10 protein-coding genes are annotated in these 11,070 nt (G+C 72.6%); 4 read left to right on the plus strand and 6 right to left on the minus strand.

Going from position 1 to position 11,070, the window contains the following annotated elements; genetic code table 11:
* Positions 1-90 precede the first annotated feature (90 nt).
* Together lysX and J2N69_RS33790 are read left to right on the plus strand one after the other, a co-directional pair.
* On the plus strand, positions 91-3,387 hold the full coding sequence (gene lysX / locus J2N69_RS33785) for a bifunctional lysylphosphatidylglycerol synthetase/lysine--tRNA ligase LysX (RefSeq protein WP_230904119.1): 3,297 nt from the start codon (positions 91-93) through the stop codon (positions 3,385-3,387).
* Between the two features lie 109 nt (positions 3,388-3,496).
* Entirely contained in the window at positions 3,497-4,342 is an 846-nt protein-coding gene (locus J2N69_RS33790) for a polysaccharide deacetylase family protein (RefSeq protein ID WP_230904120.1), read from the plus strand.
* Between the two features lie 18 nt (positions 4,343-4,360).
* Here the strand turns inward: J2N69_RS33790 and J2N69_RS33795 are convergent, their stop codons facing one another.
* On the minus strand, positions 4,361-5,041 hold the full coding sequence (locus J2N69_RS33795; RefSeq protein ID WP_127913198.1) for a class F sortase: 681 nt from the start codon (positions 5,039-5,041) through the stop codon (positions 4,361-4,363).
* A 349-nt stretch (positions 5,042-5,390) separates the two neighbouring features.
* Here J2N69_RS33795 and J2N69_RS33800 point away from each other — a divergent pair, with 349 nt between their 5' ends.
* Positions 5,391-5,882: a hypothetical protein gene (locus tag J2N69_RS33800; RefSeq protein ID WP_230904989.1), complete on the plus strand. Its 492-nt coding sequence runs from the start codon at positions 5,391-5,393 to the stop codon at positions 5,880-5,882.
* Positions 5,883-6,091: 209 nt separating this feature from the next.
* On the opposite strand, the gene J2N69_RS33805 is transcribed toward J2N69_RS33800, so the two are convergent.
* The 5 genes from J2N69_RS33805 to J2N69_RS33825 all read right to left on the minus strand — a co-directional run bounded on the left by J2N69_RS33805 (position 6,092) and on the right by J2N69_RS33825 (position 9,703).
* Positions 6,092-6,640 carry a hypothetical protein gene (locus J2N69_RS33805; protein WP_127913196.1) on the minus strand — a complete coding sequence of 183 codons (549 nt, stop codon included), beginning with the start codon at positions 6,638-6,640 and terminating at the stop codon, positions 6,092-6,094.
* A gap of 208 nt (positions 6,641-6,848) precedes the next feature.
* The gene (locus J2N69_RS33810; RefSeq protein ID WP_230904121.1) at positions 6,849-7,055 is read right to left on the minus strand and encodes a hypothetical protein; all 207 of its coding nucleotides are present in this window, start codon (positions 7,053-7,055) and stop codon (positions 6,849-6,851) included.
* A gap of 127 nt (positions 7,056-7,182) precedes the next feature.
* Complete coding sequence (locus J2N69_RS33815) at positions 7,183-8,139, minus strand: LysR family transcriptional regulator (RefSeq protein WP_230904122.1); 957 nt, start codon at positions 8,137-8,139, stop codon at positions 7,183-7,185.
* 160 nt (positions 8,140-8,299) lie between these two features.
* Positions 8,300-9,064 (minus strand): bestrophin-like domain, encoded by a 765-nt coding sequence (locus tag J2N69_RS33820; RefSeq protein WP_230904123.1) that lies wholly within the window; start codon positions 9,062-9,064, stop codon positions 8,300-8,302.
* Between the two features lie 18 nt (positions 9,065-9,082).
* Positions 9,083-9,703, minus strand: a complete 621-nt coding sequence (locus J2N69_RS33825; RefSeq protein WP_230904124.1) for a hypothetical protein — start codon at positions 9,701-9,703, stop codon at positions 9,083-9,085.
* Positions 9,704-9,933: 230 nt separating this feature from the next.
* Here J2N69_RS33825 and J2N69_RS33830 point away from each other — a divergent pair, with 230 nt between their 5' ends.
* Entirely contained in the window at positions 9,934-10,959 is a 1,026-nt protein-coding gene (locus tag J2N69_RS33830; RefSeq protein WP_230904125.1) for an SCO0930 family lipoprotein, read from the plus strand.
* Positions 10,960-11,070: the final 111 nt, after the last annotated feature.

Consider the following 11,070-nt stretch of genomic DNA (forward strand, 5'->3'; position numbering starts at 1 on the left):
GGCGCGCGGCGCCCCCGCCGGTCACACCGCGTCGCGGGCCCCGTGCTTCCTCGACGCGCGCCCCGCCGCAGGACTTCCTAGAGTCGTGCCATGAGTGCCAGCGAGGAGAACCCCGGACCGACGGGGCCCGCGGGGCCGACACGAGCCTGGGACGGCGTCCTCGGCCGCGTACCGGAGGGCTTCGCCGCCTTCTTCGGCGTCCTCGGCGTGTTCTGCGCGGTCCTCGCGGTCGTCCCCCCGCTGCGCCGGCTGCTCATGCCGGTCGTCCGGGTCCTGGACCTCGTCACGGTCCCGGTCAGCGTGAACCTCGCGTACGCCGTCTTCCTCTTCCTCCTCGCCGCCGCCACCGGCGCCCGCAAGAAGATCGCGTGGTGGTTCGTCGTCGTCTATCTCGGGCTGCTGCTCGCCTTCGACGTCCTCGGCGCGGCGCTCGGCTTCTGGGTGGAGTCGCTGCCGTCGTTCCTCGTCTGCGGCGCCGCCTTCGTCCTGCTGCTCCTGGCCCGCGGCGAGTTCTCCGCGGACTCGCGCCGCGGCGCCGTCCGGCGGGCCGTCGCCGTGCTCGTCGCGGGCCTCGGCGCCGCCGTCCTGGCCGGCTGGGGCCTCGTCGCACTCTTCCCCGGCACGCTGCCCCGCCACGAACGGCTGCTGTGGGCGGCCAACCGCGTCCTCGGCGGCCTCATCCACGGCCACGACTACTTCCAGGGCGCCCCGCCGCGCCCCCTGTTCTTCTGGCTCGGCCTGTTCGGCGCCCTCGCCCTGCTGAGCGCCGCCGCCACGCTCTTCCGCTCCCAGCGCATGGAAGCGGCCCTGCACGGCGACGAGGAACCCCGCATCCGCGCGCTCCTCGGGGCATACGGCGACCAGGACTCGCTCGGCTACTTCGCCACCCGGCGCGACAAGGCCGTCGTCTTCTCGCCCAGCGGCAAGGCCGCCGTCACCTACCGCGTCGAGGCGGGCGTCTGCCTGGCCAGCGGCGACCCGGTCGGCGACCGCGAGGCCTGGCCGCACGCCATCGCCGCCTGGCTCGACGTCGCCCGGCGGTACGCCTGGGCGCCCGCCGTGATGGGCGCCTCCGAGGACGGCGCCACCGCGTACGCCCGGCACGGCCTCGGCGCGCTGCAACTGGGCGACGAGGCGATCCTGCACGTCGCCGACTTCGACCTGCACGGCCGGGACATGCGCGTGACCCGGCAGGCCGTGAACCGCGTGCGCCGCGGCGGCGCCACCACCCGCATCCGCCGCCACTCCACCCTCACCGACGAGGAGATGGAGGAGATCATCGACAAGGCCGACGCCTGGCGGGACACCGAGACGGAGCGCGGCTTCTCCATGGCCCTGGACCGCCTCGGCGACCCCGAGGACGGCCACTGCCTCCTCGTCGAGGCCCTCGACGCCGAGGGCAGGCTCCTCGCCCTGCTCTCCCTCGTCCCCTGGGGCGGTGACGGCATCTCCCTGGACCTGATGCGCCGCGACCGCGCCGCGCCGAACGGCGTCATGGAGTTCATGGTCGCCGAACTGTGCGCGGCGGCACCCAAGTTCGGCGTACGCCGGATCTCCCTCAACTTCGCCGTCTTCCGCTCCGTCTTCGAGGAGGGCGCCCGGATCGGCGCGGGGCCCGTCCTGCGGCTCTGGCGCAAGCTGCTGCTGTTCCTCTCCAAGTGGTGGCAGCTCGAAGCGCTCTACCGCTCCAACGCCAAGTACCACCCCGAGTGGTACCCGCGCTTCATCTGCTACGGCGACAGCGGCGCCCTCGCCCGCATCAGCCTGGCGTCCGGCATCGCCGAGGGCTTCGTCTCCGTGCCGTCGCTGCGCAAGCTGTGGGGCAAGGGGCACGCGAAACCGCGGGGCGTCGCCCGGCCCGCGACCACCGAAGGCCTGCCTTCCCTCGCCGCCCTCGGTCTCGCGGAGCGGAGCGGCGCCACCGCGCCCGGCCAGGCCGCGAAGCCGCCGGAACAGATCCGCGTCCGGCATCGCACACTCGACCGGCTGCGGGCCGAGGGCACCGACCCCTACCCGGTGGGCCTTCCCCCGCGTACACATGAACTGGCCGCCATCAGTCAGGACATGACGGGGACTCAGGTAAGCGTCGCGGGTCGCGTCATGCTCGTACGCGACTTCGGCGGCATCGTCTTCGTCGTCCTGCGCGACTGGTCGGGGGACCGGCAGCTCGCCCTCAGCCGCGACGTGTCGGGCACGGACCCGCTCGACCGCTTCACCGCCGACGTCGACATCGGCGACCACATCACGGCCACCGGCACGGTCGGCACCAGCGACCAGGGTGAACTCACCGTCTTCGTCACCGCCTGGCGGCTCGCCGGCAAGTGCCTGCGGCCGCTGCCCGACAAGCGGCGCGGGCTGACCGACCCCGAGGCCAAGGTCCGTCGCCGCTACCTGGACCTGGTCGCGAGCCCCGCCGCCCGCGACGTGGTCCGGGCCCGCTCCACCGCCGTACAGGCCCTGCGTCAGGGCCTCCTGGACCGCGGCTATCTGGAGGTCGAGACGCCGATGCTCCAGCAGATCCACGGCGGCGCCAACGCCCGCCCCTTCACCACGCACATCAACGCCTACGACCTCGACCTCCACCTGCGCATCGCCCCCGAGCTGTACCTCAAACGGCTCTGCGTCGGCGGCATGGAGAAGGTCTTCGAGATGGGCCGCACCTTCCGCAACGAAGGCGTCTCGTACAAGCACAACCCCGAGTTCACGATGCTGGAGGCCTACCAGGCCCACGCCGACTACGACGTGATGCTCGACCTCACCCGCGAACTCATCCAGGGCGCGGCGACCGCCGCCTTCGGCAGCCCGGTGGCCCACAAAGACGGCGCCCGGCACGACATCTCCGGGCCGTGGCCCGTCAAAACCGTGTACGGCGCGCTCTCCGAGGCGCTCGGCGAGGAGGTCGACGCGGACACCCCGCTGCGGGAGCTGCACCGGCACTGCGACCGGACCGCAGTCCCGTACACGGCCGGCCACGGCCGCGGCGACGTCGTCCTGGAGATGTACGAGCGCCTGGTCGAGGAGAGGACACAGCTGCCCACCTTCTACAAGGACTTCCCGACCGACGTCTCCCCGCTCACCCGGCAGCACCGGCGCGACGCGCGCCTCGCCGAACGCTGGGACCTCGTCGCCTTCGGCACCGAACTCGGCACCGCCTACTCGGAGTTGACCGACCCCGTCGAGCAGCGCCGCCGGCTCACCGCGCAGTCGCTGCGCGCCGCCGGAGGAGACCCCGAGGCCATGGAGCTGGACGAGGACTTCCTCGACGCGCTGGAGTACGCGATGCCGCCCACCGGCGGACTCGGCATCGGCGTGGACCGGCTCGTCATGTTCCTCACCGGCCTGACCATCCGCGAGACCCTGCCCTTCCCTCTGGTCCGCCGCGCCTGATCCGGAGTCTCCGCGTCCGATCCGGCGCCCCGCGTCTGTTCGGGTGCTTTCGGGGGCCGCCCCGGTGTTGTTGTCCCGCCTGGACCTTCGGCCGTGCGACGGATTAGTCATGAAAGACGATCAGCTGACTCCAGGGCGCCGGAAGGTGCTCCGCGCCGCCGCGGCTCTCGGCCTCGCCGCCACCGCCGGCTGCGCGGGCGCGGACCCCTCCGCCGCCCCCGGGCCCACCGCGCCGAGCGGCGCCGCCGCCGCGGGCCCACCGGCCGCCCGCGCCCTCAAGCCCTCCGCGTACCGTCTCCAGCCCATGGCCGGTCATGGCCCGCCCCGCGCCCCGCGCGCCCTGCCGCGCGTCCGCAAGGCCCCGATCCTGCGCCTGGACCGGCGCGACCGCTCGATGGTGCTGACCTTCGACGACGGCCCCGACCCCCGCTACACCCCGGCCATCCTGCGAACCCTGCGCGAGCACGACGTGCGCGCCATGTTCTTCGTCTGCGGGGAGATGGCCGCCGACAGCCCGGACCTGCTCCGCGAGATGGCCGACGACGGGCACCTGATCGGCAACCACACCTGGAACCACCCGCTGCTGCCCAAGCTCAGCCGGGCGGCGACGCGCCGGCAGATCGAGAGCACCTGCGACGTCATCGAGCACCTGACCGGCGAACCTCCCGCGTGGTTCCGGGCCCCCTACGGCGCGTGGAACCGCAACGCCTTCCAGCTGGGCGCCGAGTACGGCATGGAACCGCTCGCCTGGACCGTCGACACCCTCGACTGGACCGAGCCGGGCGCGAAGGCCATCGTGCGGCGCGTGTACGCGGGCGCGGCGCCGGGTGTCGTGGTGCTCTCGCACGACGCGGGCGGCGACCGCTCGGGCACCGTCGACGCCCTGCGCACCTACCTCCCCGACCTGCTGGCGTCGGGCTACCGCATCACCGTGCCGAACCGCTACGCGACCTGAGACCGTTCGCCCGCCCGGTCAGCGCACCGCGGTCAGGCGGGCGAAGGCGACGACGTTCCCGTCGTATCCGGACTGCTCGGTGAAACCACCGCCGCAGGTGATGACCCGCAGCTCGGGGGTTCCGCTGTTGCCGTAGACCCGCTTTCCCGGGAAGTTCTCCTTGTCGAAGACCTCGATGCCGTAGATCTCGAAGATCGCGGTCTTCTTGTCCTTGCGCCTGACCTCGACGTGGTTGCCCTTCTCCAGGGAGCCGAGGCCGTAGAAGACGGCCGGGCCCTGCTGGTTGTCCACATGTCCGACGATGACCGCCGTGCCCTTCTCGCCCGGCGAGACGGCCCCCGTGAACCATCCGGCGAGATTCGGGTCCTCGGGCGGCGGCGCGTCCACCCAGCCCTCCGGGTCCAGGCCCACCGGGATGACCGGGGCGTCCACCTGGATGCCCTTGATGCGGATGCGCTCGGCCGGCGAGAAGATCAGCGGCGCCGGGGCGTCGGCACTCGCCTCGGGCGTATGATCCGCCGCCGCGGCCGAAGCGGGCTGCGGCGGACCCACGTCGAATTCCCCCGACCCGTTGCGGATCAGCGCCAGACCGGTCAGCAGGACAAGCGCCATCACACCCCAGGGGGCGCGCTTCTTCTGCTTTTCGTCCTCCTGGGCATCCTGGAATCGGAACTCGTCGGCCGGATGGGACGAAGGCATTCTCTATCCCCTCTCAACGCGGCGGGCGCGCCGCGTCCGTAGCGCGTACGAGAACGCTAAGCGCGGGGCGCGCGGCGTGCGAAAGGGCGGGAGCGAACGGGTGGCGGCGCCCGGCGGGTGCGCCATCCGGGTCGGCCGTCGGCAGGAAATTTCTGACGGTCCGTGACCTGCGGTGATGCCCACTGGCGCGGACGCCGCCCGGCGTGTCGTCTCACCAGGACGGCCGATCCCCGAAATGCGGCCCCGCGTGCCGCATCTGAGGGTCTGTCTGGGAGGCGCTCTCACCGATCGACCGGGGACGGTACCCCCGGGGCGTCTTTCGCGGAGGAATGCCATGCGTACATCTCGTATGCGTACCACCCGTGTCCTCGCGGTCGCCGCCGCGGCGGGCGCGGTCGTCGGGCTCGGCGCCCCGGCCGCGTCCGCGTGGGCCGACCCGACCAACATCGTGGCGATGCCGAGCGTCATCCCGAGGGGCGGGCACCTGACGGTCACGGTCGACGGCTCGTCCTGCCAGCACGGCGGCAAGGTCACCTCGCCCGCCTTCTCGGACGCGCGTCTGCACTCCATCCCCGGCGGCACCACGTCGAGCGCCACCGCCGTCATCCACCACCACACCGCGCCGGGCGCGTACGACATCACGGCTCACTGCGGCGGCAAGACGCTGATGCGTCCGTCCGCGTTCACCGTCATCCACGGTGGTGTGCGCGGCGGCTTCGGCGGCAGCTCGCAGTCGGGGGCGAGCGGCACCGACATCGCGATCGGCGGTGCGCTGGTGACCGCGGCGGTCGTCGGGGGCGGGGTGTTCTGGATGCGCCGCCGGTCCGAGAACCGGGCCTGAGCCGATGGGCGGACCCGGCGCGCCCCCCTTCCGCGCCGCCGCCTGACCGCACACGACACCGCTCCGCCGTACGTGACACCGCTCTGCCGCACGCGACACCGCTGCACCGCACGCGACACCGCTTCGCCCCCGGGACTTGGAGACGTCCCGGGGGCGAAGCGGTGTCGGCGGCGAAACGGGTCAGTCGTGACCCTCGCCGGTGCGGCGGGTCAGGAGTTGTTCTCGCCGGTGCGGCGGCGGGACTTGTAGTACGCGGTGCCGACGGCGCCGAGGATCAGCGCGCTGCCGAGGGCGATCTCGTGCAGGTCGAGCCCGCCGAGGCTGCCGCCGACGCCGGCCTTGACGCCCTTCTGGGCGGGGGGCTGGTGTCCCTGGTCCCGGCGGCCGTCGTCGTCGGGCCGGCCGGTGGCGATGGTGAGGTCCGTCTTGCCGATCTCGCCCTTGCAGTCGAACGTCACCTCGTACATCGCCCCCGGCTTCGCGTCCCAGAACACCTGGGCCGTGGTGGTGGTCTGCCCCTTGGGGATGTGGGCGTCGTCGAAAATCCCGGAGGTGACCTTGGTGTCGCCCTCGCAGCCGTCGACGCTGAGGGTGACCTGTCCGCCCGCGGCGATCGTCGAGGGGGTCACGCGGAAGCCGAACGAGGTGACGTTGTTGTTGTTCTCGTCGCCCGTGACGGTCGCCGAAGCGGGCGGGATGGTGAGGGTCAGCACGGTGGCGGTGAGCAGAGCGGCCGAAGCCACGCGTATCGCGTGCATGGGTGGTTCCTCCGGGTCCCCGAGGAGCAGCCGCGGACCTTCTTCCGCTGACGCCTGGAATGCACCTCGATGCCGGAAACGCTAGGTATGCCCCCGCATGGCCGCGATCGGTGTCGTACGAACGGGGCAATCCGGTACGCCGGTCGGGCGAACGGACCGGCGCGGGGCACGGGCGGTGTGCCCCCGCGGGGAACCGGCGGGGCCGAGGTCAGGGCCACTCGTGGGGTTCGCCGCGCCACTCGACGAGACACGGGTCGTCGAGCGCAATGTCGGCCTCGCCGAGCCCCGCGCGCCGCAGGAACTCCTCCAGGTCGCGGTCGCCGTGCGCGACGCCCACGTCCTGCCCGCGTACGGTGACCCGCCGCCCGCCGTCGGCGGCGGGCGGATGGACGATGATCGGTGTCTGCCAGGCCATGGCACCAGGATGCGCCGGACCGGGGTGCGGCGCAGCACGGTTCACGGCCATCGGAGGCCGGGCCCGGCCGGCGTACCGCCCGCCTGCACGGCCGTGGCGCAGGCCGCGGTGCCTCAACTCGGCGTGGTCACCCGGCGGTTGGGGCAGGCGGGGCGGGCCGGGCCCAGTGCGGCGTCCAGATCCCGTCGTCGGGGCGGCCGGGGTACGCGGCGGCGAGGTGCTCACGCAGCGCGGTGAGCGCGGGGTGCGGGTTGTCGGTGCGCCAGATCAGCGAGTGCGGGTAGACCGGGGTCGGGTCGCGCAGCGGGATGCGCCGCAGGTCGTGGCCGGCGGGCCAGACCAGGGGGGTCTGCTCGCTGACGAAGGTCGCCAGCGTCGAGGAGGCGGCGATCGTGTCGAGGAGCGCCTCGAAGCCGAAGTCGGGGCCGACCGCGTCGACGGTGAGGTCGAACGTGGCGGCCAGTTCGTCGTAGTAGGCGGCCCACTCGGTGCCCGGCAGGTTGGCGGGCATCCAGATCCGGCGTCCGGCGAGCTGGGCGGGCGCGATCGAGGCGGCCGCGGCGAGGTCGTGCGCCGGTCCGGTGAACAGGTGCAGCGGTTCGTCGAAGACCGGGGCGGCCTCCACGCCGTCGGGCAGCGGCCTGCCCGGCATGGTCACGGCGCGGAAGGTCGCGTCGATCGTCCCGGACCGGACGGCGGCGATGGCCGTGGCGGAGTCGAACAGGGTCACGACGTCGAGCTCGGTCTCGGGGTGCGCGCGGTGGAAGTCGCGCAGCAGACCCGCCACCGAGGCCCGGCGGCCGATCACGTCGACGCGCAGGGCCCGGCGCCCCGGCCGTACGGACGCCGCCGCCCGGTCCTCCGCCTGGAGGAGGGCCCGGGCGTACGGCAGGAACGCCTGCCCGTCGATGGTGAGCCGCGCTCCCCGGGCCGTACGGCTGAACAGGCGCACGCCGAGGTCCTTCTCCAGCGCGGCGATGCGCTTGGAGACGGCCTGCGGGGTGATCGACAACTCGGCGGCGGCCTCTTGGAACTGCCCCGCGTCCGCGGCGGTGACGAAGGTGCGTACGGCGATGAGATCCACGCCGCTGATCCTAGCCGGAGGCCGAGATGGCAGGACAACTTCTGGTTGAGTCGGTCAGACCTGTCCGTGGTTTCAGGCCCCGTATTCAGGCTCCTAGTGATGGCTACAGTTCAACGGATGGTTGATGAGGTACCACTCGCGTCCCGGGATCGGTGGGGCGTCAGCCGTCGAGGTGTGGGAAGAGCGCCCGGAACGGTTCCGCCGTCGCCGCGATGCCCCGGCTGTACGGGGCGTCGAAGTCCCAGATCAGGAAGAGCAGGAAGGCGAACAGGGCGGAGAAGAGACCGGCGAGGAGCAGTTCGCGCGGTGTGCGGCGGATCTGGAGCGTGAAGATCATGCCGATCGTGACCAGACCCCCGATGATCAGGCCGAACCACACCACGCCCGGCATGGTCGCTCCCACGCTGTCCGCCCGTCGGCTGCGCGCGTCGTCGGCGGCGGCCACCTGGTCCACCAGTGGCTGGTACGCCTGTGCCTCGAAGTCCGACTTCGGCTCGTAGTCGGTCACGTCGTGCCGGATGCGGGCGAGGAGATCGGCGCCGCGGTCGGTGAGTTCGCCCTGGGCCGCCATGGCGTCCCACTCCTTGGTGACGACATGGCTGACATATGTGTGGACATCGGCGCGAATACGCTCCCGGATGTCCTCCGGGTAGACCCGGGCCCGCTCCGAGATCTCGTGCAGGGCCTGGGCCTCGACGCGGACGTGTTCCTGGGCCGCGCCGCGTGCCTCCCAGACGCCCGCGATGGCCAGACCGAGGACAATGGCGTAGACGACACCGATCATCATGGTCATGTACTCGATCACGTCCGGGGTCTCCGACGCGTCGTAGTCAGCCCCCGTTCTGCGGTGCCGCAGCAGGGTCACGATGAGCACGACACCGCAAGCGGCCGCCATCGCGAGGGTGAGAACAAGCCATTCCGACAAGGAAACCTCCGGCGGGGGTCAGCGCGGGCGGAGCGCGGCGACCGCGAGCACCGCGGGCGCCGTGATGAGCAGGGTGAGCGAGACGAGGGAGGGGCCGCTGCGGTGCGGCTGGTGACGGGTCGGGGCGTGGTACGCCGGATAGGTCACGGGCGGCGCCGGCTTGGACGTCTTGGTGCGGACGGGGGGCTTCGGCTTGGGCTTCGGCTTCGGCTCCGGCGGTTGTGGGGGCGGGGTGAGGGACGGCACGGGGGCGGGCGTGGGCTTCGGTGCGACGGGCGGTGGCGCCGCGACGGGCGGTGGCTTCGCGGCCGGCGGCGGCTCAGCGGGCGGCGGAGGAGGGGGCGGAGGAGGAGGCGGCGGAGGCGGGGGAGGCGGTGGTGGAGGCGGAGGAGGTGGTGGTGGTGGCTTCGGGCGCTGCGTGGGCCCCGCCCAGCAGTCGGCGCCGTTGCCCGAGACGGCCACCGGGCCGCTGCCCGAGGAGGAACCGCCCTTGCCGATCGACGCGTACGCACAGTCGCCGGCCACGGCCGCACCGGTGGTGGCGGAGGCGCCGAGCAGCAACGCCAGTGCCAGGAGCGTCAGTAGGCGCGAGACGACGGACGACAGGGTCCGCGAGGTTCCATGCACGACGGAGATCATGGGCGGCGTCCACCTCATGCATGCCGGAAGGCGACCGGATGCCCCGAAAGGAGGGGGTGCGCCGCCCCTGGCTTGACGCTCGTCCCGTACATCCGTTCGATCCGCGTCCGCGGACCGCGCGAATAATTTTTCCGGGCCGATTGAACGCGACGGCCGCCCCCGCCCGTACCTAGGGCCATGTGTGACGCAAAACGGCGCCACAACACCCAAGCGGACAGCGGGAGTCACAGATGCGGCATCCAAGTGGGCGAGCCCCTCGGGCCTGGCGGAGCGCCTCGCTCGTAACGACGGCTGCGGCCCTGCTGGCACTGACGACGGCATGCGGCCAGGAGAAGGGGGACCAGTCCCCGAACGGCCAGAACGTGGGCAACCAAGCGCCCGCCAAGGCCGACGGCTACGGCGCGGGCGACGGATACGGAGCCGACGCCGGCGCCGCCGACGAGGGCGCCGGCGCCAAGGGGAAGCCGGCCGGTCAACTCGCCGTGTGGGACAGCAAGAAGCTCGGGAAGGTCGTCACCGACAGCGCGGGCTTCACGCTCTACCGCTTCGACAAGGACACCGCCCAGCCGCCCAAGTCCAACTGCGACGCCGCCTGTCTGAAGCTCTGGCCGGCCGCGCCCGCCGACGGGGCGAAGGCCGCGCCGGGCGTCGACGGCTCCCTGCTCGGCGAGGTCACGGGCGTCGACGGCACCAAGCAGCTCACCATCGACGGCTGGCCGATGTACCGGTACGCGAAGGACACCAAGCCCGGCGACGCCAAGGGGCAGGGCGTGGGCGGCGTCTGGTACGCCGCGGCCCCGGACGGCAAGAAGGCCTCACCCCCGGCGGCCGGAACCGACCCTTCCGAGACCGCGCCCGACAAGACCGCCCCGCCCGAGGCCGCCCCCGCCGACCCCGCGGGCCTGTCCACCCGCAAGGACCCGAAGCTCGGCGAGATCGTCGTCGACAGGAACGGCATGACCGTCTACCGCTTCACCAAGGACTCCGCCTGGCCGATCAAGTCCAACTGCGTGGGTGCCTGCGCCGAGAAGTGGCCCGCCGTGGCCCCCGTCGACAAGGCCGACACCAAGGGCATCGCCAAGAAGGGCTACATGACCTACGACCGCCCGGACGGCGGGAAGCAGCAGACGATCGACTGCTGGCCGCTGTACACCTTCGCCGGGGACAAGAAGCCCGGTGACACCAACGGGCAGGGTGTGGGCGGCACTTGGTACGCCGTGAGCCCCGACGGCAAGGCGGTGGGCGCCCCCCGGTAACCCCGCCGGTAGCCCCCGGAGCAACCCCTGGTAACCCCCCACACGGACCCCCACGAACCCCCCACGGGCGCGGTCGGCCGGTCCGTTCCCCCTCCCCCTGAAAAAGGGAAG

It is taken from the genome of Streptomyces huasconensis, assembly GCF_021028635.1.
GTDB lineage: Bacteria > Actinomycetota > Actinomycetes > Streptomycetales > Streptomycetaceae > Streptomyces > Streptomyces huasconensis.

Bases quoted from the DNA above. Each gene is read 5' to 3' on its own strand.
- lysX (WP_230904119.1), top strand. From the start codon at position 91: ATGAGTGCCAGCGAGGAGAACCCCGGACCGACGGGGCCCGCGGGGCCG.
- J2N69_RS33790 (WP_230904120.1), top strand. From the start codon at position 3,497: ATGAAAGACGATCAGCTGACTCCAGGGCGCCGGAAGGTGCTCCGCGCC.
- J2N69_RS33795 (WP_127913198.1), bottom strand. From the start codon at position 5,041: ATGCCTTCGTCCCATCCGGCCGACGAGTTCCGATTCCAGGATGCCCAG.
- J2N69_RS33800 (WP_230904989.1), top strand. From the start codon at position 5,391: ATGCGTACCACCCGTGTCCTCGCGGTCGCCGCCGCGGCGGGCGCGGTC.
- J2N69_RS33805 (WP_127913196.1), bottom strand. From the start codon at position 6,640: ATGCACGCGATACGCGTGGCTTCGGCCGCTCTGCTCACCGCCACCGTG.
- J2N69_RS33810 (WP_230904121.1), bottom strand. From the start codon at position 7,055: ATGGCCTGGCAGACACCGATCATCGTCCATCCGCCCGCCGCCGACGGC.
- J2N69_RS33825 (WP_230904124.1), bottom strand. From the start codon at position 9,703: ATGATCTCCGTCGTGCATGGAACCTCGCGGACCCTGTCGTCCGTCGTC.
- J2N69_RS33830 (WP_230904125.1), top strand. From the start codon at position 9,934: ATGCGGCATCCAAGTGGGCGAGCCCCTCGGGCCTGGCGGAGCGCCTCG.